Annotated in this window: 29 protein-coding genes and 1 pseudogene; 18 read left to right on the top strand and 12 right to left on the bottom strand. The window is 63.0% G+C overall.

Features of this window, described 5'->3' with window-relative positions; translation table 11 throughout:
- Positions 1 to 3: 3 nt before the first annotated feature.
- Entirely contained in the window at positions 4 to 171 is a 168-nt protein-coding gene (locus NKJ13_RS09855; RefSeq protein ID WP_352686439.1) for a hypothetical protein, read from the top strand.
- Positions 172 to 240: 69 nt separating this feature from the next.
- Here NKJ13_RS09855 and NKJ13_RS09850 read toward each other — a convergent pair whose 3' ends face one another.
- Positions 241 to 1,002, bottom strand: coding sequence for a GGDEF domain-containing protein (locus NKJ13_RS09850; RefSeq protein WP_352700997.1), 762 nt, complete (start codon positions 1,000 to 1,002; stop codon positions 241 to 243).
- Between the two features lie 161 nt (positions 1,003 to 1,163).
- On the opposite strand from NKJ13_RS09850, the gene NKJ13_RS09845 reads away from it, so the two are divergent.
- Positions 1,164 to 1,871 (top strand): pyrimidine 5'-nucleotidase, encoded by a 708-nt coding sequence (locus tag NKJ13_RS09845; RefSeq protein WP_352477037.1) that lies wholly within the window; start codon positions 1,164 to 1,166, stop codon positions 1,869 to 1,871.
- A gap of 33 nt (positions 1,872 to 1,904) precedes the next feature.
- Here NKJ13_RS09845 and NKJ13_RS09840 read toward each other — a convergent pair whose 3' ends face one another.
- A complete protein-coding gene (locus tag NKJ13_RS09840) occupies positions 1,905 to 2,744 on the bottom strand; it encodes an LOG family protein (protein WP_352506025.1) in 840 nt (279 codons plus the stop codon).
- 146 nt (positions 2,745 to 2,890) lie between these two features.
- Here NKJ13_RS09840 and dapD point away from each other — a divergent pair, with 146 nt between their 5' ends.
- The 7 genes from dapD to NKJ13_RS09805 all read left to right on the top strand — a co-directional run bounded on the left by dapD (position 2,891) and on the right by NKJ13_RS09805 (position 8,446).
- Positions 2,891 to 3,745, top strand: a complete 855-nt coding sequence (gene dapD, locus NKJ13_RS09835) for a 2,3,4,5-tetrahydropyridine-2,6-dicarboxylate N-succinyltransferase (protein ID WP_352506026.1) — start codon at positions 2,891 to 2,893, stop codon at positions 3,743 to 3,745.
- A 30-nt stretch (positions 3,746 to 3,775) separates the two neighbouring features.
- A complete protein-coding gene (locus NKJ13_RS09830) occupies positions 3,776 to 4,147 on the top strand; it encodes a DUF805 domain-containing protein (protein WP_352700998.1) in 372 nt (123 codons plus the stop codon).
- A 28-nt stretch (positions 4,148 to 4,175) separates the two neighbouring features.
- Complete coding sequence (locus NKJ13_RS09825; RefSeq protein ID WP_352700999.1) at positions 4,176 to 4,964, top strand: hypothetical protein; 789 nt, start codon at positions 4,176 to 4,178, stop codon at positions 4,962 to 4,964.
- Between the two features lie 233 nt (positions 4,965 to 5,197).
- Entirely contained in the window at positions 5,198 to 6,298 is a 1,101-nt protein-coding gene (locus tag NKJ13_RS09820) for a GGDEF domain-containing protein (protein ID WP_352701000.1), read from the top strand.
- A gap of 68 nt (positions 6,299 to 6,366) precedes the next feature.
- Positions 6,367 to 6,603, top strand: a complete 237-nt coding sequence (locus NKJ13_RS09815) for a hypothetical protein (RefSeq protein WP_352701001.1) — start codon at positions 6,367 to 6,369, stop codon at positions 6,601 to 6,603.
- 32 nt (positions 6,604 to 6,635) lie between these two features.
- Positions 6,636 to 7,835: a succinyl-diaminopimelate desuccinylase gene (dapE, locus tag NKJ13_RS09810; protein WP_352701002.1), complete on the top strand. Its 1,200-nt coding sequence runs from the start codon at positions 6,636 to 6,638 to the stop codon at positions 7,833 to 7,835.
- A 2-nt stretch (positions 7,836 to 7,837) separates the two neighbouring features.
- Positions 7,838 to 8,446 carry a transporter gene (locus NKJ13_RS09805; protein WP_254815875.1) on the top strand — a complete coding sequence of 203 codons (609 nt, stop codon included), beginning with the start codon at positions 7,838 to 7,840 and terminating at the stop codon, positions 8,444 to 8,446.
- Here the strand turns inward: NKJ13_RS09805 and truA are convergent.
- The 4 genes from truA to def are packed head-to-tail and all read right to left on the bottom strand — an operon-like array spanning position 8,428 to position 11,185.
- Positions 8,428 to 9,183: a tRNA pseudouridine(38-40) synthase TruA gene (gene truA / locus NKJ13_RS09800; protein ID WP_352701003.1), complete on the bottom strand. Its 756-nt coding sequence runs from the start codon at positions 9,181 to 9,183 to the stop codon at positions 8,428 to 8,430. The two genes, NKJ13_RS09805 and truA, sit on opposite strands and share 19 nt — an antisense overlap.
- A gap of 18 nt (positions 9,184 to 9,201) precedes the next feature.
- On the bottom strand, positions 9,202 to 9,711 hold the full coding sequence (locus NKJ13_RS09795) for a GNAT family N-acetyltransferase (protein ID WP_352701004.1): 510 nt from the start codon (positions 9,709 to 9,711) through the stop codon (positions 9,202 to 9,204).
- Positions 9,708 to 10,637 (bottom strand): methionyl-tRNA formyltransferase, encoded by a 930-nt coding sequence (gene fmt / locus NKJ13_RS09790; RefSeq protein ID WP_352736924.1) that lies wholly within the window; start codon positions 10,635 to 10,637, stop codon positions 9,708 to 9,710. The genes NKJ13_RS09795 and fmt overlap by 4 nt, the downstream gene beginning before the upstream one ends.
- Positions 10,638 to 10,654: 17 nt before the next feature.
- Positions 10,655 to 11,185 carry a peptide deformylase gene (def, locus tag NKJ13_RS09785; RefSeq protein WP_023676950.1) on the bottom strand — a complete coding sequence of 177 codons (531 nt, stop codon included), beginning with the start codon at positions 11,183 to 11,185 and terminating at the stop codon, positions 10,655 to 10,657.
- 103 nt (positions 11,186 to 11,288) lie between these two features.
- Here def and NKJ13_RS09780 point away from each other — a divergent pair, with 103 nt between their 5' ends.
- Positions 11,289 to 12,548, top strand: coding sequence for a DNA recombination protein RmuC (locus tag NKJ13_RS09780; RefSeq protein ID WP_352777701.1), 1,260 nt, complete (start codon positions 11,289 to 11,291; stop codon positions 12,546 to 12,548).
- Between the two features lie 39 nt (positions 12,549 to 12,587).
- Here NKJ13_RS09780 and NKJ13_RS09775 read toward each other — a convergent pair whose 3' ends face one another.
- The 3 genes from NKJ13_RS09775 to NKJ13_RS09765 all read right to left on the bottom strand — a co-directional run bounded on the left by NKJ13_RS09775 (position 12,588) and on the right by NKJ13_RS09765 (position 14,969).
- The gene (locus NKJ13_RS09775; protein ID WP_352506031.1) at positions 12,588 to 12,992 is read right to left on the bottom strand and encodes a GFA family protein; all 405 of its coding nucleotides are present in this window, start codon (positions 12,990 to 12,992) and stop codon (positions 12,588 to 12,590) included.
- 79 nt (positions 12,993 to 13,071) lie between these two features.
- The gene (locus NKJ13_RS09770) at positions 13,072 to 14,037 is read right to left on the bottom strand and encodes a cation diffusion facilitator family transporter (protein ID WP_352477025.1); all 966 of its coding nucleotides are present in this window, start codon (positions 14,035 to 14,037) and stop codon (positions 13,072 to 13,074) included.
- A 122-nt stretch (positions 14,038 to 14,159) separates the two neighbouring features.
- The gene (locus NKJ13_RS09765; RefSeq protein ID WP_254815869.1) at positions 14,160 to 14,969 is read right to left on the bottom strand and encodes a transglutaminase-like domain-containing protein; all 810 of its coding nucleotides are present in this window, start codon (positions 14,967 to 14,969) and stop codon (positions 14,160 to 14,162) included.
- A 215-nt stretch (positions 14,970 to 15,184) separates the two neighbouring features.
- On the opposite strand from NKJ13_RS09765, the gene NKJ13_RS09760 reads away from it, so the two are divergent.
- Positions 15,185 to 15,310 carry a hypothetical protein gene (locus NKJ13_RS09760; protein WP_013528464.1) on the top strand — a complete coding sequence of 42 codons (126 nt, stop codon included), beginning with the start codon at positions 15,185 to 15,187 and terminating at the stop codon, positions 15,308 to 15,310.
- 154 nt (positions 15,311 to 15,464) lie between these two features.
- Positions 15,465 to 15,780 (top strand): annotated as a pseudogene (gene sugE, locus NKJ13_RS09755) (quaternary ammonium compound efflux SMR transporter SugE).
- Positions 15,781 to 15,862: 82 nt separating this feature from the next.
- Here sugE and NKJ13_RS09750 read toward each other — a convergent pair.
- Positions 15,863 to 16,291: a DUF6481 family protein gene (locus NKJ13_RS09750; RefSeq protein WP_023718183.1), complete on the bottom strand. Its 429-nt coding sequence runs from the start codon at positions 16,289 to 16,291 to the stop codon at positions 15,863 to 15,865.
- 230 nt (positions 16,292 to 16,521) lie between these two features.
- Between NKJ13_RS09750 and NKJ13_RS09745 the strand changes: the two genes are divergently transcribed.
- The 3 genes from NKJ13_RS09745 (at position 16,522) to NKJ13_RS09735 (ending at position 20,036) form a co-directional block, all read left to right on the top strand.
- A complete protein-coding gene (locus tag NKJ13_RS09745; protein ID WP_352736712.1) occupies positions 16,522 to 17,583 on the top strand; it encodes an LLM class flavin-dependent oxidoreductase in 1,062 nt (353 codons plus the stop codon).
- A 133-nt stretch (positions 17,584 to 17,716) separates the two neighbouring features.
- The gene (locus NKJ13_RS09740) at positions 17,717 to 18,877 is read left to right on the top strand and encodes an AI-2E family transporter (protein ID WP_352736710.1); all 1,161 of its coding nucleotides are present in this window, start codon (positions 17,717 to 17,719) and stop codon (positions 18,875 to 18,877) included.
- Between the two features lie 157 nt (positions 18,878 to 19,034).
- Positions 19,035 to 20,036, top strand: coding sequence for an LLM class flavin-dependent oxidoreductase (locus NKJ13_RS09735; protein ID WP_352736709.1), 1,002 nt, complete (start codon positions 19,035 to 19,037; stop codon positions 20,034 to 20,036).
- On the opposite strand, the gene NKJ13_RS09730 is transcribed toward NKJ13_RS09735, so the two are convergent.
- Both NKJ13_RS09730 and NKJ13_RS09725 read right to left on the bottom strand, forming a co-directional pair.
- The gene (locus tag NKJ13_RS09730) at positions 20,009 to 20,611 is read right to left on the bottom strand and encodes a L,D-transpeptidase (RefSeq protein WP_352777700.1); all 603 of its coding nucleotides are present in this window, start codon (positions 20,609 to 20,611) and stop codon (positions 20,009 to 20,011) included. The genes NKJ13_RS09735 and NKJ13_RS09730 overlap by 28 nt on opposite strands.
- Positions 20,612 to 20,859: 248 nt before the next feature.
- Positions 20,860 to 21,879, bottom strand: coding sequence for a LacI family DNA-binding transcriptional regulator (locus NKJ13_RS09725; RefSeq protein WP_254815864.1), 1,020 nt, complete (start codon positions 21,877 to 21,879; stop codon positions 20,860 to 20,862).
- Between the two features lie 217 nt (positions 21,880 to 22,096).
- On the opposite strand from NKJ13_RS09725, the gene NKJ13_RS09720 reads away from it, so the two are divergent.
- The 3 genes from NKJ13_RS09720 to NKJ13_RS09710 are packed head-to-tail and all read left to right on the top strand — an operon-like array spanning position 22,097 to position 25,952.
- Positions 22,097 to 23,680 (top strand): sugar ABC transporter ATP-binding protein, encoded by a 1,584-nt coding sequence (locus NKJ13_RS09720; RefSeq protein WP_352472367.1) that lies wholly within the window; start codon positions 22,097 to 22,099, stop codon positions 23,678 to 23,680.
- Positions 23,677 to 24,990: an ABC transporter permease gene (locus NKJ13_RS09715; protein ID WP_352736705.1), complete on the top strand. Its 1,314-nt coding sequence runs from the start codon at positions 23,677 to 23,679 to the stop codon at positions 24,988 to 24,990. The genes NKJ13_RS09720 and NKJ13_RS09715 overlap by 4 nt, the downstream gene beginning before the upstream one ends.
- Positions 24,987 to 25,952, top strand: coding sequence for a substrate-binding domain-containing protein (locus NKJ13_RS09710; RefSeq protein ID WP_254815861.1), 966 nt, complete (start codon positions 24,987 to 24,989; stop codon positions 25,950 to 25,952). The genes NKJ13_RS09715 and NKJ13_RS09710 overlap by 4 nt, the downstream gene beginning before the upstream one ends.
- Positions 25,953 to 25,973: the final 21 nt, after the last annotated feature.

The following is a 25,973-nucleotide window of genomic DNA, read 5'->3' as shown; positions in this document are numbered from 1 at the left end:
AAAATGAATCAGACCCCGACGCGCGGCCCACTCACACCGGCTGAGGAGTTCAAATACGCCAAGCTGGCGATGGAGTGGTATGGCTGGGGCTCTCCCATTGGCCTTGGCATCGCTCTGGTCGCACTGGCGGCCGCCGCCCTGCTGTTCCGCATCGCCATACTCGGATTTTGACAGTCTGGCCACGGCGCGGTTGAATGCAGACAGGGTGGAACTCTCCCAGCGGAAGGCTCAGGGCCGAGCTCAGGCGGCTTCGGAAATATCGCGGTCGATGATCGACAGATTGCGGCCGCGATGCTTGGCCTCGTAAAGCCGCTGGTCGGCGGCGCGCATCAGCTCCGACACTGCGGCGTCCCTGCCGCAGGTGATGCCGCCAATACTGACTGTCAGCGGAACCGATCGTTCGTCGACCGGCCGGAAACGGATACGCTCGACCTCACGGCGGATGCGCTCAGCGACGCGCCTGGCCTCGTGTTCGGTGGCACCAATCAGAAGGGCGCAGAATTCCTCGCCGCCGATGCGCCCAAGCACGTCGCCGCTGCGCACGCCACGCTCTATCGCCTTTGCGATCAGGAGCAGCGCATCGTCGCCGATCAGATGGCCGTAGCTGTCGTTGATGGTCTTGAAATGGTCGGCATCGACGATCAGCAATGCCCCGCGATCGGACTTACGCCGAGAGCCGTCGAGGGCGGCAAAGAAACTTTCGCGGTTGAGCATGCCGGTCATGTCGTCGCGGCTCGCCTTGTCCGCCAGGCGCCGGTGCGCGGCTGCAAGCTGGGCATGATTGCGAGCAAGGTCGCGGTGCGCGTTCTTCACCTTTTCGCTTTGCCAGAATGCATAGGCGCCGGCGCCCCAGGCCAGAACGAGTGGGCACAGGGTGGATGTCAGCCAGATGGTGCGATTGATCGAAAATCCCATCGCCGGCACAACGATCAGCGTCGGCAGAAGTGAGGCGGCGACGGAGGCGAAAGCGATGGCGGCAGACTTTAGAAATATGTGATTCATCGCTGGCTCCCACTGCTCCGTCTTGGTGTCAGCAAGCGCTGAATGCCACCTTTCGGCGATGCTTAAAATGTTAATCGTTTCGCCATTTTCACCACTCTTGGCGCGTATAGGTTGTGGATAAACCTCCTGTTAGAAAGATCGTTTCGTGCCATAAGGACGGTATGACCACACTTCCCGACCCCGCCCGCTTTGCCCATGTCACCGACTGGGTGTTCGATCTCGACAACACGCTTTATCCGCACCATTCGAATCTGTTCTCGCAGATCGATGTGAAGATGACCGCCTACGTTGGAGAATTGCTGACGCTGCCGCGCGAGGAAGCACGCAAGCTGCAAAAGGAGCTCTACCGCGAATACGGCACGACACTGAACGGATTGATGACGCGCCACGGCATCGACCCCGACGATTTTCTCGAGAAAGTGCACGACATCGATTATTCCTGGCTGGTGCCCGATCCCGTCCTCGGCACCGCCATTCGCCAGCTTCCCGGCCGTAAATTCATCTTCACCAATGGCGATCGCCGGCATGCCGAACGCACCGCGCGGCAGCTGGGCATTCTCGAGCATTTCGACGATATTTTCGATATCGTCGCAGCCGGACTGAACCCCAAGCCGGCGCGGCAATCCTATGAGAGATTTGCCGAACTCCATGCCGTTACCGGGCAAAATGCGGTGATGTTCGAAGATCTCGCCCGCAACCTGTCGGTACCGAAATCGCTGGGCATGACCACGGTGCTGGTGGTGCCGCGCAATTTCGAGCCGACCTTCTCGGAAATTTGGGAACGCGACCCGGCCAACGAGGATGATGTGGACTTCGTCACCGACGATCTCGCCGGCTTTCTCACGGCGATCGTCGAAGTCCCTGCTTGAGGCAGCCTGCGCGCTTCAAGTCCTGCTTGCTTGTCAAAGTTTATAGAAGCGGCTGACGATCCCCCAGGCCTCGTCGGCGGTCTCGACAAAATCGATGATATCCTGGTCGCCGGGAGTGATCGTGCCTTGCTCGGCGAGGAAATCGAGGTCGATTGCCCTTGCCCAGAAAGCCTTGCCGAACAGAATGACCGGCACGCGTTCCATGCGGCCGGTCTGGATCAGGGTCAGCGTTTCGAAGAACTCGTCCATCGTGCCGAAGCCGCCGGGAAATACCGCAACGGCCTTGGCACGCATGACAAAATGCATCTTGCGGACCGCGAAATAGTGGAAGTTGAAGCAGAGTTCCGGCGTCACGTAGGCGTTTGGCGCCTGCTCGTGCGGCAGCACGATGTTGAGACCGATCGACGGCGCGCCAACATCGTCGGCGCCACGATTGCCGGCCTCCATGACGCCCGGCCCGCCGCCGGTCACCACGACGAATTCGCGATAGTACGAGGTGGCCGACTGCTGTGAGCAGAGGCGGGCGAATTTGCGCGCCTCCTCGTAATATTTGCTGTTTTGCTCGAGGTTTTTCTTCTGCGTCTCGTTCTTGGCCGCCCAGGCTTCGCCGCCGGGCTCGGGGATGCGGGCGCCGCCGAACAGGATGACGGTCGATTGGATGCCGCGCTCGGCCAGGATCATCTCCGGTTTCAGCAGTTCGAGCTGCAGCCTGACCGCGCGCAACTCGCGCCGCGTCATGAAATCGGGGTCGTTCCAGGCCAGCCGATATGTCTCCGCGCGCGTTTGCGGCGTGTCCGGCACGCTTCTCGACCGCTCCAGATCCTCGTCCGAATGCGGCAGCGGCGTCCATCCCGCCTTTTCCATGGGAGTCATATTTGCTTTACCCGTCCAATTCATTCACTTGCGCCGTCCCGTGACGCTGCCGCGATTGACCCTCCCCAAGCCTTCACATAGGGTCCGCGCGACTTTCAAACAGGTTAAGGCGCCGGCCCTTAACAGCTTGGTAATGGAGCGAATTCATGTCGAAGCACGATCTCGCGAGCCTCGAGGAGATCATCGAGAACGCCTTCGAGGAACGCGACACGATTTCGACCGCAACCCGCGGCGAGACGCGCGAGGCCATCCAATCGGCGCTCGACCTGCTCGACCGGGGCGTCGCCCGCGTCGCCGAGCGGCAGGCCGACGGCAAATGGCACGTCAACCAGTGGCTGAAAAAAGCGGTGCTGCTGTCCTTCCGGCTCAACCCGATGGAGATCATCAAGGGTGGTCCCGGTCAGGCGGTTTGGTGGGACAAGGTGCCCTCGAAGTTCGACGGCTGGAGCGCCGTCGATTTCGAGAAGGCCGGCTTCCGCGCCGTGCCGTCGTCGATCGTGCGCCGCTCCGCCTATGTCGCGCCCGGCGCCGTGCTGATGCCGTCCTTCGTCAATGTCGGCGCCTATGTCGACAGCGGCACCATGGTCGACACCTGGGCTTCGGTCGGCTCCTGCGCCCAGATCGGCAAGAATGTGCATCTGTCGGGCGGTGTCGGCATCGGCGGTGTGCTGGAGCCGATGCAGGCGGGTCCCACCATCATCGAGGACAACTGTTTCATCGGCGCCCGTTCCGAAGTGGTCGAAGGCTGCATCGTGCGCGAGGGCTCGGTGCTCGGCATGGGCGTCTTCATCGGCCAGTCGACCAAGATCGTCGACCGCGCCACCGGCGAGATCTTCTACGGCGAGGTGCCGCCTAATTCCGTCGTCGTCGCCGGCTCGCTGCCCGGCAAGCCTTTTCCAAACAACGAGCCCGGCCCCAGCCTCTACTGCGCCGTCATCGTCAAGCGGGTCGATGCCAGGACCCGTTCCAAGACATCGATCAACGAATTGCTGCGCGATTGATCTTTCTCAACGAATACGGACGGAATTCGCTTGCCTGATAGATCAGACCTCATCTGGCTTTTCTTCAAAGCTTCGGGCCGGGTCAGCCGCGCGGCCTATTTTCTTGGAGGACTGCTGGTGGCCATCATACAGGCCTTCCCGCTCTACCGTTTCACGCTGGTGCCGGAAGGCACCACCGAGAGCAACATGTGGTCGTTTATTTTCTTCATCGCCTTCATTGCCTCGCTTTGGTCGAACGTGGTGCTGGCGGTCAAGCGGTTGCACGACCTCGACAAGCCGGGCGTTGCGGCGCTGGTGCTTTTCGTACCGGTTGTCTCGATCATCGCTTTCCTGGTGCTTTGCCTGTTTCCAGGGCAACCCGGCCCCAACCGCTACGGCAAGCGCACCAATGCCCCCGGCTGAACCCTGAGCGCCGATCGGACATTTCGTCATGCGCTACCGCTCGCTTGATCCGAAACTGATCCTCGAAACCGCCGAACGGCTGGAAGGGCGCGTCGCCGAGCGCTTTCCCGATGCAGGCTTGCGCGGCGTCGCCGCCGAGCTGGTGTCGCTGTCGCGCGATCTGGCGAAAGCCGCCAAGGCGCTGGAGGCGCCGATCTGGTGGCTGCGCGGCCTCATCATCGCCGCCTTCGTCGCCGGAGCGCTGATGTTCCTGTTCGTCGGCACAATCCTGCCGCTCGGCCGCATCTCGGGAAACCACGATGCCTTCCAGTCGGTGCAAGGAATCGAAGCCTCCCTCAACGTGATCATCCTCGCGGTGCTGGGCTTCCTGGCCCTGATTCGCTCCGAGGAGCGGATCAAGCGCAAGCGGGTGTTTCGCCAGCTCCACGGGTTGCGTTCGCTGATCCATGTCATCGACATGCACCAGCTGACCAAGGATCCGGCCGCACTTTCACCCAGTTTCAATCCGACTGCCCATTCGCCAGCCCGTATCACCAACGCCGCCGACCTTGCCCGCTATCTCGACTACTGCTCCGAAATGCTGTCGATCACCGGCAAGATCGCCGCGCTGTTCGCGCAATCGGTGAATGACGCCGTGGTCATCGACGGCGTCAACGATATCGAGAACCTGGCTTCGAACCTCTCGCGAAAGATCTGGCAGAAGATCACGCTGATCGAAACCCCTCATGGGCAGCCGGCACGTGCGGCGAAGACCGATCCCGAGCAGGGTCCGCCGCGTAGACCTGCAGTCCGCAGACGACCGGGGCCGGCAAGCTAAAACCGGCGACCCGGCGGCAGATCCGCTAGAGCGGCAGAGCGGGGAGTTCCGAAAGCCCGGTTTTGCGCCGGATGCTCTAAGCGAATGTTAATCACCCTGGCCCAGCATGCCGGCGAAGACTGTGTCGACCGGCACGGAGCGCTCGACTGGCAAGCGACCTATCCCTGATCACCAAGGAGCCGCGCAAAACGTGGAGCGCCGCCGCTCGCCTGTTTGCCTGGTTCTCTTCGCCGATGAAATTGGAACCGGAAGCTGTCCGCGCCCGGCTTCTCGACACCACCTTCGACCGCAAATTCGCAGTCCTGTTCGGCACCATCAGCGTTCTGCTGGTTGCGGTCAGCGCCGCTCTCGCCACCGGGGATTGGTGGCCCTACGCCTGGATTGCCGCCGACCTGATGCTTTTCACCGTCCGCGTTCTGCTGATGCGGGAATGCGAACAGGCCCGCAGGCGCGGCTCGAAAGGGCCGCTGGCGGGCCTGATGGCAGCCAGCGGCGTCTGGTCGGTCGTCTTCGGCCTCGGCTGCTATGGCTGTGTTGCCAGCGGGAATATGGCGCTTTCCGTACTTGCCGCCTTGAATGTCGCAGGCGTCGTCGGCGTGGTGTCGTCACGCAATGCGGCGACCCCGCGCTTCGCCATATTCGTCATGTTGGCCGTAAGCCTGCCTTACGTGGCCGGTGCATTGTTTTCTGCGGCGCCCGGAATGCCGATCGTCGGAATTCAAACGCCGTTCTATGTGGCCGGCGTCATCATCGTGCTGCTTCAGAACCACGCAATCAATGCCCGCATGATCCGCGCCGAACTGGACAATCGCGACCTGGCCATCAAGGACGCGCTGACCGGCCTGCCAAACCGCATCTTCCTGCAGGAGAAATTGCGCGACATGTGCCGCGAGCTTGCGGCGCCGGCCGCCAATGGCGGCAAGCCGTTTGCAGTGCTCAGCATGGATCTCGACGGTTTCAAACAGGTCAACGACCGTTTTGGCCACGCCGTCGGCGACGTGCTGCTGCGCAAGGTGGCCGAACGATTGAAGCGCGGCTTCCGTCCGGGGGACGTTGTCTTCCGCATCGGCGGCGATGAATTCGTCATCCTTTTGCCCGCAACCTCGGAGATCGAGGCCACCTACCTGGCAAAGCGGGCCATCGAAAAGGTCTCGGTGCCTTTCGACCTCGGGGTCGGTTCCGCCATCCATGTCGGCCTGAGCGTCGGCAGCGCCTTCGCACCCGCCGACGGCGGCGATCCGGAAATCCTGCTCACCTGTTCCGACCATGCGCTCTACGAAGCCAAGCGCACCGGCAAGGGCCGTTACTGGGCACCTGTGCGGGCTACCATCTGACGGCGGCGACAGGCAAGGCGATCCGCTTCTCTCCTGCCCGGCCGGCCATGCCTTGCGTCGCGCCGCTCTTGACCGCTACTTGCAGCGCCTTCTCGATGCCCGGCCGCCAGCAGAACCATTTGTCGCCCGGCAAGTATCTGGCAGCCGCCGGCGTAGCAGCCGATACTGCCGGCACCGGCGATTACGATTGTCTTGCCATGCGTGATCATGCGATGGCCCTGCCATGGTCGAGAGGCCTTGCCGCAATCATACGACATGAAAACCATAATGTCGGCGGCATGTCTGGCCCTTATGTCTGGCCGTGACAGTCCCTGCGCTTTCGACTATCGCTTTGCCCATGACGCTGCCTACCGATCCGACCAGAAATCTGGCTGCTCTCATCCGCTGCGCTTCCGTGACGCCCGCCGAAGGCGGTGCGCTGAGCGCGCTGGAAGAAATGTTGAAGCCGCTCGGCTTTGCCGTCGAGCGCCCGGTGTTTTCCGAATCCGGCACACCTGACATAGAGAACCTTTATGCGCGGCGTTCCGGCAACGGCCCGCATCTGATGTTTGCCGGCCATACCGATGTCGTGCCGGTGGGCGATGAAACAGCCTGGACGCACCCGCCCTTTGCCGCCGACATCGCCAATGGCGAGATGTTCGGCCGCGGCGCCGTCGACATGAAGGGCGGCATTGCTTGTTTCGTCGCGGCGGTAGCGCGACACATCGCGCAGAAGGGCGGCCCGAAGGGGTCGGTCTCGCTGCTGATAACCGGCGATGAGGAAGGTCCGGCGATCAACGGCACGACGAAACTGCTCGAATGGGCGGCCGCCAAAGGCGAGAAATGGCATGCTGCGATCGTCGGCGAGCCGACCAATCCCGACGCGCTCGGCGATATGATCAAGATCGGCCGGCGCGGCTCGCTATCGGGCACGGTCGTCGTCAACGGCCGCCAGGGACACGCCGCCTATCCGCAGCTGGCCGACAACCCGGTGCGCGGCCTGGTGACGCTGGTCGACGCCTTGCTTCACCCCGTCTTCGACAACGGAACAAGGGATTTCCAGCCGACCAATCTTGAGGTGACCTCCATCGATGTCGGCAATCCTGCCACCAACGTCATCCCGGCGAAGGCGGCGGCTACCTTCAATATTCGCTTCAACGACACATGGACCGCCGAGACGATCCAGGCCGAGATCCACAACCGCCTCGACCGGGCGGCGAAACGCAAGAAATACCGCGCCGGCAAGGCGACGCCCGTCGACTACGAGATCGCTTGGCGCGACGGACCGAGCCACGTTTTTCTGACACGCGACGACAGGTTGATCGAGACGCTTGGCGGCTCGATCAAGGCGGTGACCGGCAGGAAGCCTGCGCTCTCCACCTCCGGCGGCACCTCCGATGCCCGCTTCATCAAGGATTATTGTCCGGTGGTCGAATTCGGCCTTGTCGGCAAGACCATGCACATGGTCGACGAACGCGTGGCGATTGCCGACCTCGAGACGCTGACGCAGATTTATCTGCGCTTCGTTGAAGACTGGTTTGCGCAGGACATATCCTAGTGATGCTTTCAGCGGATGAAACCTACGCTTCGCTTGCCGGTGCCTGGCGGCTGATGCTCGGCAAGGCCGACGGATTTCGCCTGCTCGACCTTTCGGCGGACGGATTCTGGAACTCCTTTTTTGCCATCGTCGTCGCGGCGCCGGCACTGATCGTCGGCTGGGTCGGTATTGCCAACGAGATCGGCGACCCCAACGCATTCGTCGGCCGTTTCAGCATGTTGATCCGCCTGGCCACCGTCGATATCGGCGCCTGGGTGCTGCCGCTCATAGGCCTCGCGCTGGTGGCGCCGCGGGTCGGCGTCGGCGGCCGTTTCGTCCATTATGTCGTGGCCAGCAACTGGGCCTCGGCAATCATCGCCTGGATGATGCTGCCATCGGCGTTGATCCGGCTTTTCCTGACGTCGGCCAACGAAGTCTCCGGACTCGTGTCGCTGCTGTTGTTCGCGCTGTCGATGGTCTTGACCTGGCGGATGACCAACGTTGCGATCGGCAGGGGTGCGGCCGTCGGCAGCGCCGTTTTTGCCGGCATGTTCGTGGCCTCGCTGATCGTCCTGTTCGGACTGCAGGCGCTGCTCGGGATCAGCGTTCCGGATCAGCCAGGCGTCGGATAGTCGACGCCGACGAGAAACAGCCCGTCGGGCGGCGCCACCTGACCGCAGGCCGCACGGTCGCGCGCCTCAAGCGCCGCCTTGAGGTCGGCAACAGTCCAGCCGCCTTCGCCGACGCGTTTGAGCGAGCCGACCATAGAGCGCACCTGGTTGTGCAGGAATGAGCGCGCCGAAGCGCGGACCTCAATGAAATCGCCCGCCCGGCTGACATCCAGCCGGTCGAGCGTGCGGACCGGGCTGGAGGCTTGGCACTGGGTCGAGCGGAAGGTGGTGAAATCATGCCGGCCAAGCAGCACCTTTGCCGCTTCGTGCATGGCCCCGGCATCGAGCTGCTTCGGTACCCACCAGATCTTGCCCTTGTCGAGCGCCGCCGGCGCGCGGCGATTGACGATGCGGTAGAGGTAATGGCGGCCGATCGCCGAGAAACGCGCATCGAAGCCATCCGGCACGACGGCGGCCTTCAGGATGGCGATGCGCGCCTTGGCCGCCTGCAGATGCGCGTTGACGGCGTCGCGCACCTTGTCGCCGGGCCATGCCTTGATCAGATCGACATGCGCCACCTGAGCGGTCGCATGGACGCCAGCATCGGTGCGGCCGGCGGCGCGCAGCGAAACCTGCTCACCACAGAACTTCTCGATCGCCTGCTCGATCGCCTGCTGCACCGATGGCTGGTTGGCCTGGCGCTGCCAGCCGGCGAAGAGACTGCCGTCATATTCGATGTCGAGGCGAAAACGCGGCATTCCCGGATCGAGGCGAAATCAGGCGGCGAGGGCTGAGCCGAAGGCCGAGGCGTAGACCAGCCTGCCGGTCTCCGGCGCCTCGCCCCAGGCAAGCGCCTGCAGGGCTTCGCTTTGATAGTCGCTCTCGAATTTTGCGGCACGGGCGCGGCTGTAGCCGAAACGGCCATAGTAAGCCGGATCGCCGAGCACCACGGCGAGCGTCTCGCCAGCAGCCTTCAGGCGGATATGCGCCTCGCGGACCAGCGCACCGCCGATGCCGGTGCCGTGGAACGACGGCTCGACCGCCAAAGGAGCCAAAGCCACCGCCGGGAAGCTCTTGCCGCCATTCTGCACGAAAAGCCGTGAAAACAGGATATGCCCGACCACTTGCCCGTCTTCGTCCGCCACCAGTTCGACGACGGCATCACCGCCGCTGACCAGCGCGTCGACCAGTCCGGCCTCCGTCTGCTGGCCGAATGCGTGTTCTTCGACAAGGCGGATCGCCTCGCGGTCCCGCGGCGTCGCCGCGCGTATGGACATCATGCTCATGACAATTTCATTCCTTTTTCGAGCTTGGCCCCGCGCAGAAACTCCTGCGCGGCTATGGGCCTTGCGCCCGCACGTTGAACTTCGACCAGCCTGATCGCGCCTGACCCGCAGGCGACCGTCAGCCGGTCATCGAGAATTCCTCCCGGTTCGCCGGCGCCTTGCGAGAGCGTCGAGCGAAGCAGTTTCAGCCGTTCTACACGGCCGCCGATTTCGGCCTCGCACCATGCACCGGGAAAGGGCGACAGGCCGCGAATCTGGTTGTGCACGTCGCCAGCAGGTCGCAGCCAGGCTATGCGAGTCTCCGATTTATCGATTTTCTTGGCGTAGGTCACCCCCACCTCCGCCTGTGTGGTAAATGTCAGCGTATTCCGCTCCAGCCGCTCGAGCGCTTGCACCATCAGCGCAGCACTGAGGACCATCAGCCGGTCGTGCAGATCGCCGGCCGTCATGTCGGGTCCAATGGGACATTTTTCAACCATTGCCACCGGCCCGGTGTCGAGGCCTTCGTCCATCCGCATCACCATCATGCCCGTTTCGGTATCGCCGGCCATGATGGCGCGCTGGATAGGGGCAGCGCCGCGCCAGCGCGGCAATAGCGATGCGTGACCGTTGAGGCAACCGAGCCGCGGCGCCTCGAGAATGGGTTTGGGCAGAAGCAGCCCGTAGGCGACGACCACGGCGACGTCGGCACCCAAGGCGCGGAACGCCTCCTGCTCCGCCTCGCTCTTCAGCGACACCGGCGACCGCACCTCGACGCCCAGCCGCTCCGCCTCACGCTGCACCGGCGACGGCGTCAGTTCGAGCCCGCGCCGGCCGCCGGCGCGCGGCGGCTGCGTGTAGACGGCCGTCAACCCGTGCCCGGCCCCGGCAATCGCCCGCAGCGTCGGCACGGAGAATTCAGGCGTACCCATGAAGATGACACGCAGGGGCATTTCGTCGACGCCTACCCCACCATCTTGCCCGGCGCCTTGTCCCTGGCGAGCTTCTTGAATTTCTTGACCACCATGTCGCGCTTCAGCTTGGAGATGTGATCGATGAACAGCACGCCGTTGAGGTGGTCGATTTCATGCTGCAGGCAGGTCGCCATCAGCCCCTCGGCCTCGATCTCCTGCAGCTTGCCGTCGCGGTCGAGAAACTTCACCCGCACCGCCGCCGGACGCTCGACCTCGGCATAGTAATCCGGGATCGACAGGCAGCCTTCCTCATAGACCGAACGCTGGTCGGAGCTTTCGAGGATTTCGGGATTGATGAAGACGTGCGGTGCCGGCGTCTCGTCCTCTTTGGCCAGGTCGATCACCAGCATGCGCAAGGGTTCGCCGACCTGGATCGCTGCGAGGCCGATGCCGGGCGCGTCATACATAGTGTCCAGCATGTCGCCGGCCAGTTTGCGCAAATCGCCATCGACACGCTCGACCGGTTTTGAAACCTGGCGCAGGACGGGATCGGGGAGGATGATAAGCGGCTTGATCGACATGGCGTCTCACCTAAGACCTCGCAGGAAAAGCGTCAACCGGGACGGCTTCGGGTCGTTCACGTTTTGATCTGTGCCGGCAGACCGAATCATCTATGCTGTCGGCATGAACGATCTGGCCACCATCCTGTCCGAACCTGTCGCCCGCCTCGGCGCCACCACGCTCACGCTCGGCCAAGCCCTGGGTTTCGGCGCAATGCTGTTCCTTGGACTGTTCGTGGCGCTCGTCGTTGCGCTCTGGCGATCGGCCAAGGCGCGTGTGGCGGCCGCCGAAGCCGCCGACCACGCCCGTGACGCCGAGGTGCGGATGGCCGGCATCTTGGCAAGCCAGGCGGAAATGCAAGGCCGCATGGGCGCCATCGCCGAAGTGTTCGGGGCGCGCCAGGCGGAACTGACCCAGTCGATCGGCCAGCGCCTCGATGCCATGACCGGCCGCCTGGGCCAGACCATGACCGAGCAGACGAGATCGACGCATGAGAGCCTCGCCAAGCTGCAGGAACGGCTGGCGGTTATCGATATCGCGCAAGGCAATATCCAGTCGCTGGCCGGCCAGGTCGTGCAATTGCAGGCGATCCTTTCCAACAAGCAGACGCGCGGCGCCTTCGGCCAGTCGCGCATGGAGGCCATCGTCGCCGACGGATTGCCGCACGGCGCCTATGAATTCCAGGCGACCTTGTCGAATGGCAGCCGGCCCGACTGCCTGGTGAAGATGCCGAACGGCGCGCCGTCACTTGCCATCGACGCAAAGTTTCCGCTCGAGGCGTGGAATGCCATCCGTGCCGCCGAAGGCGCCGACCTGCAGAAGTCGGCAGCACAGGCTTTCCGCCGCGACATCGAGGTGCATGTCCGCGATATTTCCGAAAAATACCTGATCCAGGGCGAGACGCAGGACACCGCCTTCATGTTCGTGCCCTCGGAATCGGTGTTCGCCGAAATCCATGAGAATTTCGAGGCCGTTGTCCAAAAGGCGCATCGATCGCGGATCGTCATCGTCTCGCCATCGCTTTTGATGCTGTCGATTCAGGTCATCCAGGCAATCCTCAAGGATGCCCGCATGCGCGAGCAGGCGCACCTGATCCAGGGCGAGGTCATCCGGCTAATGGAAGACGTCTCCCGGCTCGACGAGCGGGTGCGCAAATTGCAGACGCATTTCGGTCAATCGGCCAAGGATATCGACGACATCCTGGTCTCGACATCGAAGGTGACCCGGCGCGGACAAAAGATCGAGGCGCTGGAGTTTGGCGTGCAGCCGGCGGAGGATACCGCTGGTTCGAATGGCAGCGGAGCAAAAGCGGAAAGCAGCCCGCGCGTCGCTGATTCGAAAACCGGGCAGTTGAGGCTAAGGGTCGTCGAAGGCGACGATTGAGAGCTACGCCGGAACCGGAGGCTTCACCCGGATCTGGCGCTACTGCTCCTCGATGATGGTCGTGCCTTCGAATTCCGGCAGCCAATGCAGCGCCGAGCGGTGCCAGATCTGCTTTTTCGGCACCAGTTGCTCGCGTTGCCGTGCCGTGCCGACCCTGATGCCGTAAACCTTCGGTCCCTCGCCCGCCGACGTGGCGTAGAGATGCGAGCCACACTCACCGCAAAACGCCTGGGCGCGCTTGGCGCCGCTCGAACCGGTCTTGATGTAGATTTTCGGCTTGCCCTTGGTGATCCTGTAATTGTCCTGGGACGCCGGCACGGTGACGCGAAAGGCCGTTCCGGTTAGCTTCTGACAATCGATGCAGTGACAAATGGTGGTCTTTTCCGGATCGACCTCGGCCTCGTAAGTGATGGCGCCGCAATGACACCCGCCGTCGATTTTCATCTTCGTTCCTCCCGAGCTTTTGCCTGCGATCATAACCGGGACTGTCCGATGGCGCATCGATTTCCTCAAGCCATTTTCCTTAGGCCGGTTCTTGTCCGGATGCCCCCGCCAAGGCCTTGCTCCGGCGTTCCCAGGTGCCGGTGGTCTGAGGCTTGACGAACAGCCGCGTCACCTCCGGCATCTCCGCTTTCAGCCGCGTCTCGAGGCGTTCGACGCAGGTCTCTATCTCGGGCGCCGACAAGTGGTCCTCGAACTCGATGCTCAGAGCGGCGACGATCTCCTGCGGACCCATATGCAGCGTCAGCGCGCCATTCGCCCGCTGCACCGCCGGGTCCTGCTGGACGATGTCCAATACTTTCATTTGCACCTCGGGCGAAGCCGGCTCGCCGAGCAGCAGGCTTTTGCTTTCGCGCGCCAGGAAGATCGCGGTTGCGCCCAGGATCAGCGCGATGCCGATCGACGCGGCGCCGTCGAGCTTCGGCATGTCCAGCAGTTCCGCCGCCGATATGCCGGCGAAGGCGACAACGAGGCCGAGAAGTGCCGCGCTGTCCTCGAAGAGTACGGTGTAGACGCTCGGATCCTTGCTGAGCTGCACCGCCTCGAGCCAGCCGTGGCTGCCTTTTTGATGGCGGAACTCCTTCAGCGCCACCAGCCAAGAGGTGCCTTCGAAGAGGAAGGAAAGGCCAAGGACAGCGTAGTTCACCTTGGCGTTGGCAATCGGCTCCGGCGTCATGATGTGCGTCACGCCTTCGTAGAACGATATGCCGGCGCCCAGTGCAAAGACGAGGAGCGCAACGATGAAGCTCCAGAAGTACAGCTCGCGGCCATGGCCGAGCGGATGCGTACGGTCGGCCGGGCGCGCGGCACGGTGCATGCCGTAAAGCAGCAGGCTGCCATTGCCGGTATCGACGAGCGAGTGGACGCCTTCCGAGAGCATTGCCGAGCTGCCCGTGAACAAGGCAGCGGCGAATTTGGTCAGTGCGATCGCAAGATTTCCGGCGAGCGCCGCATAGATCACTTTTTTCGACCCGCCATGCGCCGCCACGGTGTGCTGCCTTGGTTGATGCACCGAGATTGGCGGAGCGTCCGCCCACGCTCCACAGCTCTCACAACGCCTGAAGCGCCGAGTTGTTCACAAGGTCAGTTGTCCAAAAGGCCGGCGCGGGGCTATTCGACGACCTCGTCCGTCCAGACCTTGAAGCCAGCCAGCGCGCCCGGCCCGAAAATGTGGGTCAGCGGCACATCGGCGGCATCGCGTCCGGAGGCAATCAGGATGCGGCCGATGCGCGGCGCGTTGTTGCGCGGGTCGAACGCGTGCCAGCGGCCGCCGAGATAGACCTCCATCCAGGCGGCGAAATCCATGTCCGACCACGGCTTTGGCAGGCCGATGTCACTGATATAGCCGGTGCAGTAGCGGGTTGGAATATTCAGGGCGCGGCAGAAGGCAACAGCGAGGTGAGCAAAGTCGCGGCACACACCACTCTGCTCGCGATAGGCCTCGGCGGCGGTGCGCGTCGGCCGTGCATTGAAATAGTTGAAGACGATGTGGTTATGGACGAAGTCGCAGACCGCCTGAACGCGCGGAATGCCGAGCGGGGTGCTGCCGAACAGCCGCCACGCTTCGTTCGACAGCACGTCGCTCTCGCAATAACGGCTGGGCAGCAGGAACAGCAGCGTCTCCGACGGCAGATCGCGCACCTCGTGCTGCCACGCCGTCAGCTCACGCGTCTCGAAGGAGCCGGGGTCGCGGATGACCGCGTCGGTGCCGAAGGCAAAGCGCCCGGCCGGCGCAACGAGACGGTTGCACCAATTGCCGAAACTGTCGCGGTAGCTCTCGATCGGCACCGGCGGGTTCGACGTCAGGAAGTCCGGCCGCTCAAGATCGGATGCGCGCGAATAATGGACATTTAGCATCGCGATCAGCGGTGTTTCCTGCGGGAAGTCGAAGCTCATCTGGCAACCGATGTGGATCCGCATTGTCGTCCTGACCGGCCTGCCTGATCATCAGCCGGCGAAACGCGAGGGCTGATGCTGCAGTGCGAAGAAGACCATGGCACGGACCACTGCGGTTTACGAGGGAATTAGAAACCGGTTGACAGCCATCGGCCAGGGCGACTGCCCGGCAGCGGCCTCTTGCAGTCGAGCGTTTTCTCTTGTTTCACTTCGCCAGACATCAACTGGAGGAACGAATCATGGCTAAGGGTGCGATGAAGGCAGGCAAGGAAGCCCGCAAGCCGAAGAAGGACGCGAAGAAACCCGCTCCGGCGCCGGCCCTGAAGGCACCGCCGGTGAAGGCGATGAAGCTGAAGGACAAGTAGGGCCGCAGCTACCGTTTCGGCTTATTTCGACCGGCCGCAAACGCGGCCGGTATGATTGTTCATTAAGCTCACGCGCATCCCCTATGGATGCGGCGAAGGCAATTTTTGCGCTTTTCAAGAAATCGGCCGGATGCCATCGAAACGGAGCGTTCCGATGTCGTGGATTTTCCTGTTGTTCGCCGGACTGTTCGAGATCGGCTGGGCGATCGGCCTTAAATACACCGACGGATTCTCGAAGCCGCTGCCGACCGTCCTGACGATAGCCTCGATGATCGTCAGCCTGACCTTGCTCGGCCTGGCGCTGAAGGCGTTGCCGGTCGGCACCGCTTACGCGGTGTGGACCGGCAACGGCACCTTCGGCACGGCGCTGTTGGGGGATATGGCTGCTCGGCGAGCCAGCGACGGCGATCAGGCTGGCCTGCATCGCGCTAATCGTCTGCGGCATCATGGGACTGAAGCTCGCGGCTTAGCCGATTCTGACAGACGAACGCGTTCGGGGCCGCTGCAAGGCGGCCCTGATTCTTGAATTCGGCTGATCAGTGCCGGAAGGCGCTATCGCGCGGAGAAGCCGGGCGGCGTCCTGCCGGTGCGCTGCTTGCGCGCGGCATAGCGTGCGTCACGCTTGGCCTTGCGTTCGGCCTCGTCGGCAAGAAAACGGGCGATGCGCTCGTTCTCTTCAGCTTCCCGGATCTTCGCTTCGGCCTGTGCGGCTTCTTCCGCGGCGATGCGTGCCGCTTCGGCAGCTGCCTCGCGCTCGGCCTTTTCGGCCGCTTCGCGCGCCAGCTTTTCCTGCTTCAGCCTGGCCTTTTCGGCCTCGCGTATCGCGCGGGCCTCGAGGATCGCCTTGCGCTCGGCCTGTCGTGCCAGCACCGCTGGATCATCTGCCGCCGGCTTTGCCTTGAAGCGCTCCAGAAGCGCCTTCTTTGCCTCGTTTGCGGCATTGCGCCGCTCGAAAACGTCTTTTTCCCTATAGATAGCCAAGTCCACTTCCCTGAAGTCAATTTGCGAGGCTTACATACGCGCGAAAACCGAGAGTTCAAGCGCCAAAACGGTATGCCAGCCATGAAATTCTGATCTGTTGCAGCCGGGAGACGCCATTTCGATTGAATTCGGCTGAAAGGCACCCGCACTGTTCACCATCCAGGCATCTGGCGGGGCGGCGGACTGATCGCTACGTGTAGCGCCAAGACAAAACGCTGAGATGACACACTATGGAACTCGGTCTCTACACCTTCGCCGACGTCAGCCCGGAACCAGGTCCCGGTGCGATCGGTGCGCATGAGCGGTTGCGCAACCTGATCGAGGAGATCGAGCTCGCCGACCAGGTCGGGCTGGACGTCTTTGGTCTCGGCGAGCACCACCGTCCCGACTATGCTGCCTCGGCTCCGGTGGTGGCGCTGGCGGCGGCGGCCGAACGGACCAAGCGCATAAGGCTGACCAGCGCTGTCACCGTGCTGTCCTCCGACGATCCGGTGCGCGTCTTCCAGCAGTTTGCCACCCTCGATCTTCTGTCCGGCGGCCGTGCCGAGATCATGGCCGGGCGCGGCTCGTTCATCGAGTCCTTTCCGCTGTTCGGCTACAATCTCGAAGATTATGACGAGCTCTTCGCCGAGAAGCTCGACCTGCTGCTCGCCATCCGCGATCATGTCAAGGTGACCTGGTCGGGCAGTCTGCGCGCGCCGATCAACGACCGCGGCGTCTACCCGCGGCCCTTGCAGGACAAATTGCCGATCTGGATCGCCGTCGGTGGAACACCGCAATCCGTCGCCCGCGCCGGCGTGCTCGGGTTGCCGCTGGCACTGGCGATCATCGGTGGCGAGCCGGCGCGGTTCGCACCGCTGTTCGACATCTACAGGGATGCAGCCAGGCGCGCCGGCAACGATCCGGCAAGCCTTGCCACCAGTCTCAACGTCCACGGCTTCATTGCCGACACCACGGACCAGGCAGCCGACGATTTTTACGCGCCGCAGGCCGAGGTGATGAACCGCATCGGCCGCGAGCGCGGCTGGGGGCCGACATCGCGGGCGCATTTCGACCAATCGCGCCGCCCAAACGGCGCGCTGTTCGTCGGCAATCCAGAACAGGTGGCCGAGAAGATCATTGCCCAGCACAGAATATTCGGCAACGACCGCTTCCTGCTGCAAATGGCGATCGGCACCATGCCGCACGCCAAGGTGATGAAGGCCATCGAACTCTACGGCACCAAAGTGGCGCCGATCGTGCGCCGGGAAACTGCGAAGGCCGTTCCCGCCGTGGCGGCGCCGGTTGCCTGATTCCCGGTCACCTGATTCATTGCCAAGGCCGCGAGGCGGCCTTGCCGGTGACGCCAGCTAACGGAACCTTGAAGCGACAGAGGCGTTTTCGCCAACGGTCTGCACCAATCGCGGTGTGCCGCCGAGGGTCAGAATGAAAGCCGAACCCGACGCTTCGGGCGCAAGCGCTGCCGAAAGCCCGGATCCGCGCGTCGAGGCGCGGGCGGATGCGCATCTGATGCGTTCGCTGCTCGTCGGCATCTTCATTCTCATGGCGATCTACGCGCTTTACTTCGCGCGCGCCTTCTTCATGCCGGTCATTCTGGCTTTCCTGCTGGCGCTGACGCTGACGCCGATCGTTCGCTTCCTGCGCAAGCATGGCATGCCCGATGTCATTTCAGCGACACTGTTGGTGCTGCTTTCGTTCTGCCTCGTCGCCGTCGCGGGATATCTGCTCAGCGGCCCGGTCATCGACCTCATCAACAACACCTCGACGATCGGCCAGCAGCTTACCGAACGTCTGGCACAACTGCGCCGTCCGTTCGAACGGATCGTGGAGATTTCGCGCCAGATCGAGGGCCTGACACAGACATCCCAGGAGCCGGGCGTTCAGAGGGTAGCGATGGCGCCATCCGGTATTCTCTCGCAGGCGGCCGGCAATGTGCTGTCGGCTGGCGTCAGCGTTACCATCGTCTTCGTCCTGTCGCTGTTCCTGCTCGCCTCGGGCACGATGTTCTATGAAAAGATCGTCCAGTCCTTCCCCAGTCTCAGCGAAAAGAAGCGGGCGCTGCGCGTCGTCTACGACGTCGAACGTGAAATCTCGCATTATCTGCTTACCGTCACGGTCATCAATACATGTCTCGGCATTGTCATCGGGCTCGGCCTTTGGGCGCTCGGCGTGCCCAACGCGCAGGTCTGGGGCGCGGCAGCGGCTCTGCTCAATTTCCTGCCTTATATCGGGGCGCTGACCACCATCACGCTGGTCACGATCATCGCGCTGATCAGCTTCGACACGATTTCCTATGCGCTGCTGGCACCGGCCTTCGTCCTTATGTGCGATGTCGTCGAAGGCCAGTTCGTGACGCCGACGGTGGTCGGCCGCCGTCTCGAGATCAACGCAGTGGCGATCCTCATCGCCATCGCCTTCTGGTCGTGGCTGTGGGGTTTCGTCGGCGCGTTGCTGGCGGTGCCGCTGCTGGTCGTCATCAAGGTGTTCTGCGATCATTTCGACGGCCTCAGTCATGTCGGCAATTTCCTCGCGGCGCAGCATACGGCGGTGATCGAGGACGAAGAAATTCACGAGGCGAAAAAGTAGCGGCGTAAAAGGCTAAGCGCGTCATTGATTAGTGTGCAGATCAACGACCTTGCATCGGTCGCACGTCCGTTGTGCCGCAGTGCTCAATCAACATTTTGAATTTGCCGCCTCGGCAACGGCTTCCTACATCCGTTCGGCCCACAGGAAACCCGCGCCGATGACCGCTCTTTCCGTTCTCGACCTGTCGCCGATCGTCGAAGGCAGCAACGCTTCGCAGTCACTCGCCAATTCGCTCGATCTCGCCCGCCATGCCGAGCGGCTGGGTTACCGGCGCTATTGGCTGGCAGAGCATCACAATATGCCGGGCATCGCCAGCGCCGCCACCTCGGTGGTCATCGCCCATGTGGCCGGCGGCACCAACACGATACGCGTCGGCGCTGGCGGCATCATGCTGCCCAATCATTCGCCGCTGGTCATCGCCGAGCAATTCGGCACGCTCAATGCTCTGCATCCTGGTCGCATCGATCTCGGCCTCGGGCGGGCGCCCGGCACCGACATGGCCACGGCACGGGCGCTGCGCCGCAACCTCGACGCTGGCGCCGACAATTTCCCGCAGGACGTCGTCGAGCTGATCGGTTACTTCCAGCCGGCCGAAGACGGCCAACGCATCCGCGCGGTGCCCGGCGAAGGCGAAAAGGTGCCGATCTGGATTCTCGGCTCCAGCCTCTACGGCGCGCAGCTTGCCGCCATGCTCGGCCTGCCCTACGCCTTTGCTTCGCATTTTGCACCGGCCGAGCTCGATCATGCGCTGGAGATCTACCGCTCGCGTTTCCAGCCTTCGGAGCAGCTCGACAAGCCTTATGTGATGCTCGGCCTCAACGTCTTGGCCGCTTCTTCCGATGCCGAGGCGCGGCTGCTGTTCACCTCGCTGCAGCAGGCCTTCGTCAATCTGCGCACCGGCCGGCCCGGCCGATTGCCGCCGCCGGTCGAAGGATATGAGCGCGACCTCGATCCAATGGCCAAGACCATGCTCGGCCAAGCGCTTTCCTGCGCCGTCGTCGGCTCTCCCGAAACGGTCAGGCAAGGCATCGAGGCCTTCGTGCGCCGCACCGGCGCCGACGAGCTGATGGTCACAGCGCAGATTTTCGACCATGCGGCGCGGGTGCGCTCGTTCGAGATCCTGGCCGACGCTCACAAATCGCTGTCGGAAGCTGCCTGAGAGTTGGTTCGCCACTTGCCACTGTTGCGGGCAAGGCCGGCCTTAGGCAGGGAACATCGCGAACCGGTGTGCGAAGACATAGCGAACATTTCCCGCGTTTTACGCGGAGGTTTTCGATCCGTCATGCTCGTTAGCGGGTTCATGAGTCCGCCCTCCATATGGGCCGGTATAATGCGGCCTCGCTTCTGCTCGCGCACGATCATCGCAGACGGCGCGCTCCAATCCGGCCATTCGCGCTTCCTCGCAACGTGAGCAGTGCCATGCCACTCGAAGCCCGCCTTGCCAACGCCGATTCCGTAGCGCAGCGCCTGACCGTCTCCCAACACGTAGTAGAGGAACTTCGCTCCTGTATCGACAATGATGGTGCCCGGCGCCTCTTCAGTCGCATAAGGTACTGTCTGCCGATGGAACTTTGGGTCAACCTTGTAGATCGGAACCGGCGGAACGCGAAAACCGGCGTCGGTGAGGCCGCCATAGGCCGAGGGGAAAGTCTTTAATGCGCCGCCGGTGGTGCAGCCGAAGAATACGGCCATCCCAGCAAGAACCAACCCGATTAGGATCGATTTCACGCGCATGACTCAAGCCGGCGCCCGTGTGAACGATCATCCGCATCTCGTCATATTCCTAATCCGACATGCTTCGATTGCCAAGATTTTCCTGACTGTCGGCTGGCTGATCGTTGGCCACTTGGCTCGATCGGCGCCGCCTCCTTCAATTCCTCGGTTTTCGAACGACGAACGCCCGTAGTGGCTGCGAAGGCCCGGGTCGGCAGGACAGAGGGAGCGCTGGTCCGTCCGGCATTGCAAAGTTTCTGAACGGAGCCCTACGCGCTGACGCTCTGCGCAGTCGCACCTAGCGGACGGCATGAATTGCGGATCATCAGGCGTCCCTTGAGCGTCAGCTTGCGCGGCGGCGCATCCCTGTTTCCGGCGAGCCGGTCGAGCAGCAGATTGGCCGCCTGTTCGCCAATCGCCTGCACCGGCTGTGCGACCGTGGTCAATTGCGGCCGGAACACATCCGACCACGGAAAGTCGTCGAAGCAGGCGACCGAAATATCCTCCGGACAGGACAGGCCGATATCGCGAATGGCCTTCATCGTGCCGATCACCATCGGGTTGTTGGCCGAAAAGATGGCGCTCGGCCGGTCGTGCAGCGAAAGCAGCTGCATGGTGGCGTTGTAGCCGTCGACTTCATGGAAGTTGCCGAAGCGGACGAGCTCGGGTTCGGCCGGCAGGCCGGCGGCCTGGAGGGCCTCGCGGTATCCCGCCATGCGGTCATGCATCGGCGAGATATCGAACGAGCCGGAGATGTAGCCGATGCGCCGATGGCCGAGATCGATCAGGTAGGTGATGGCGTCGAACACCGCGCGCTGATTGTCGAGAACGACGGCATCGGTATCGACACCCTGGCAAACACGGTCGAGCAGCACGACCGGCACGTTGGCGTCGTCGACAATCCGTTTGAGGATCGCGCCGTCGCCGACACGCGCGACGATCAGTCCGTCGACCATGCGGTCGAGCAGCAGTCTGATCTGGTCGTCCTGCGTGTTCAGGTGCTCGTCGGTGCAGCACAGCATGACGGCGTAGCCGGCCCTGTCGAAAGCCTGCTGGATGACCGAAACCACGTCGGTGAAGAACGGGTTGGTGATGTGTGGGACGGTGAGCCCGATGGTGCGTGTGGTGCCCATCTTCAGGCTGCGGGCAATGGCGTTGCGCTTGTAGCCGATGTCGCGGATCGCCTGTTCGATGCGCTGGCTGAGCTCGGGGCTGACGGTCGCGGTGCCGTTGATCAGCGCCGACACGGTGGCCACGGAAACACGCGCGGCCTCGGCCACGTGAAGCATGGTCGGAGCAGTGAATTTGCGCTGCTTTTTTCGTCCTGACGCTGTCATTTTCGAAACGTTTCACCACTCCACGGTAGCAATACGTACGGAATCTTATGATTTTGCGCAAGAATTGAAATGGAACAATCTCAGGCTCCAGATATTGCCTTGACATGATCGAAACGTTTAGATTAGCGTTTGAGGTGTTCGGTGACGACGGAGGGAGGCCGTCCTTATCATGCAGCACGGCAATTCCATCCCTGCGCAAGGCGTTGTGGCGGACGGCTCGGCGATCGTGCTGAGCGCCGAGCACATCTCCAAGTCCTTCGGCGGTATCGCCGCGCTTGTCGATGTCGGCTTCGAACTGCGGCGCGGCGAGGTCCATGCGCTGATGGGCGAGAACGGCGCCGGCAAGTCGACGCTGATGAAGATCCTGTCCGGCGTCTATACGGACTATAACGGAACGGTCAGTATCGATGGCCATCCGGTGCGCTTTGCCGGCGTCCGCGAAGCCGAGCGCGCCGGCATCGCCATCATCCACCAGGAGCTGAACCTCGTTCCCGAACTTAGCGTCGCCGACAATATCTTTCTCGGCCGCGAGAAGCTGATCGCCGGGCTGATCGTCGACCGCAAGGCGAGCAGCCGCGCTGCCGGCGCGCTCTTGCAAAGGCTCGGCATCGAGCTCGACCCGGATGCGCGCGTCGGTGCCTTGCGCGTCGGCGAACAGCAGCTGGTCGAGATCGCCAAGGCGCTGTCGATGTCGGCGCGCATTCTGATCATGGACGAGCCGACCTCGGCGCTTTCGCCGGCCGAATGCCAGCGGCTGTTCCGCATCATCCGCCAGCTCGCCGACAGCGGCGTGGCGATCGTCTACATTTCGCACCGCATCGACGAGGTCATGCATCTGGCCAGCCGCGTCACCGTGTTTCGCGATGGACGCCACGTCCTGACGCGGGTGATGGACAAGCTCGACGAAGACGCCATAATTTCGGCGATGGTCGGGCGAAACCTGCTTGCTTCCTCCCAGGAGCACCGCATCCCCGGTGGCAACACGGTCCTGTCCGTAAGCGAGCTGTCGTTGTCGAAGCCCAATCGCCATGGTTGGCGCACCGTGCTCGACGGCGTCAGCTTCGATCTTGCCGCAGGAGAAATCCTCGGTATCGGCGGGCTGCTGGGCTCGGGCCGTACCGAAATCCTGGAAACCATCTTCGGGTCCAGCGGCGGACGTGCCGGCGGTGAGATCAGGCTCGATGGCGAGGCAGTAGAAATCCGTTCGCCGCGCGATGCGCGCCGGCTCGGCATCGCCCTGGTCACGGAAGACCGCAAGACGCAAGGCCTGCATCTCGAGGCCTCGATCACCGACAATGTCGCGCTGCCGCTGGTCGGCGCGCTGGCGCGGTTCGGCGTGCGCTCGCTGGCCGGTGAGCAAGGGCTGGCACGGGACGCCGTCAAGGCGCTCGGCATTCGCTGCGAGACCGTCGAGCAGCCGGCCGGCACGCTGTCCGGCGGCAACCAGCAGAAGGTCGTCATCGGCAAATGGCTAGCGACGAGGCCGCGGGTGCTGCTGCTCGACGAGCCGACACGCGGCATCGATGTCGGTGCCAAGCGGGAAATCTACGATCTCATCTTCAAGCTGGCGCGAGACGGGCTGGCGATCGCCGTCATCAGCTCGGAATTGCCGGAACTGCTGCATCTTTCCGACCGTATCCTCGTCATGGCCGACGGCCGCCAGACGGGAATCCTGTCCCGCGCGCAAGCCAGCGAGGAGGCCATCATGCGGCTTGCGGCGCCGCGACGGACGATGACGAGGCCTGCCGCATGAGCATTTTGCATATCCTGTCCCGGACGAAGCTCTATTGGGGCCTGATCGCCATCTTCCTGATCGGCGTGCTCGGCTCGCCGATCAGCTCCAAGGGCAACAACATCTTCCTGTCCTACGGCAACCTGCTCGACGTGCTGCGCCAGGTGTCGACCACCGGGCTGATTGCCACCGGCATGACTGCGGTGATCATCACCGGCGGTATCGACCTTTCCGTCGGCTCGCTGATGGCTATCTGCACGGTCGTCTGTGCCATGCTGCTGACGGTCCCCGGCGTGACGCCGGCGGTGGTGCTGGGGGTGCCGACAGTTGCCCTGGCAGCCCTTTGCCTCGGCATTCTCGTCACTCGTTTCATCCTGCTGAACATCGAAAAATCCCGCGCCGGCGCGCAGGCCACGCACGACATCAGGTTGGACAGCGTTCGCGGGCTGGTGACACCCGGCATTGTCGGGGTGATCCTGTGCAGTCTGGTGCTGTGGTTCCTGCTGCCGCAGGTAGGCTCAAAATTCGGCGTGCTCGGCGTGCTGCTGGTGGCGCCTTGCGTCGGCCTGCTGTTCGGCGCGCTCAACGGCTTCATCATCGTCGCGGGGCGGCTGCAGCCCTTCATCGTGACGCTGGCGATGATGGTTACTGCGCTCGGCATCGCCCGGCTGACAGCCGGCCAGAACAATGCGGTGCTGCCGGTCTATACCGGCTCGAACGCCACGGCCGATTTCGAAATGCTGCGCTCGCTGGTATTCGGCGTGATCCCGATGCCGGGCCTCTTCTTCCTCGGCGCCATCCTGATCTACGGCGCCGTGCTGCGCTTCACCCCGTTCGGCCGCTATGTCTATGCAATCGGCGGCAATGAGGAGGCGGCGCGGCTGTCGGGCATCGCCGCAGGCCGCGTGAAGATCGCCACCTATGCCGTGTCAGGGCTGCTGGCCGGCATCGCGGCGGTGCTCTATGTCGCGCAGTACCGGCAAGGCAAGCCGGACGCCGGCGCCGGCCTGGAGCTCGACGCGATTGCCGCCGTGGTCATCGGCGGCACCAGCCTGATGGGCGGACGCGGCAGCCTCACCGGGACGTTCTGCGGCGTGCTGATCTTCGGGCTGCTCTCCAACATCCTGCAGCTGCACAACATCAATTCGAACCTTCAGCTGGTGCTGAAGGGGATGATCATCATCGGTACCGTGCTCGTACAGGAGCGCAATGCCGGTGATCTTCTCTTCTATCTGCGGCTGCCCGGTGGGCAAGCGCACAAGGAAACGGTCGCGGCAAAGCGGCCGTCGCAAGAGACCGCGTCTCTGAATATTGGAGGAAACAAGAAATGAAACGACGTGAATTGTTGAAGCTCGCCGGGCTGACAGCGGCACTCCTGACCACGACCGCCATGCTTGCCGGCGGCGCCCATGCGCAGGACAAGAAGTGGAAGATCGGCTTCTCGCAGGTGACGACCATCGAACCCTGGCGGGCTCAGTTCAACAAGGACATCCTGGCCGAAGCGGCCAAGCATCCGGAAGTCGAACTGATCATCACCGACGGCGAGGACAAGACCGAGAAGCAGGTGGCCGACGTCGAGAACCTGATCCGTCAGGAGGTCGATGCGCTCTTGGTATCGCCGAAGGAATCCGCCGGTCTGACCGGTGTCGTGCAGCAGGCGATCGATGCCAAGATCCCGGTCTTCGTGCTCGACCGCAACGTCGAAACCAATGACTACACGCAGTTCGTCGGTGGCGACAACAAGCTGATCGGCCGGGCTGCCGGTGAATATGCCGTCGAGCTGCTTGGCGGCAAGGGCAAGGCCGCCGGCAACGTCGTCGAGATCTGGGGCGGCATGGGCACCCAGCCGGCACACGATCGCCATGACGGCTTCCATGAATTCACCGACAAGGAGCCGGGCATAAAATACCTGCTCGACCAGCAGTCGGGCGACTGGAAGCAGGACCAGGCCTACAACATCATGGCGACCGCGTTGCGCAACAACGAGAAGATCGATCTCGTCTACGGCCATAATGATCCGATGGCCTATGGCGCCTATCTTGCCGCCAAGGACGTCGGACGTGAGAAGGACATCAAGTTCATCGGCATCGACGGCCTGCCCAATGAAGGCGTGCAGCTGGTCGCCAATGGCGAGCTGACGGCGACGTTCACTTATGTGACGCCGGGCGCCGAAGGGCTGCGGCAGGCGATCAAGTTCCTGAACGGGGAGAAGGTGGAAAAGACCATCACCCTGCCGACGCAGAAGATCACCAAGGAAAATGCCGCCCAGATCCTGAAGGACAACGGCCTCTGAGACGAGGCTTTCCTGCCGGGC

The organism is Mesorhizobium sp. M0174, assembly GCF_040322275.1.
GTDB lineage: Bacteria > Pseudomonadota > Alphaproteobacteria > Rhizobiales > Rhizobiaceae > Mesorhizobium.
Note: the sequence above shows the minus strand (reverse complement) of the source record. Positions and strands in the feature narration are given on the sequence as shown.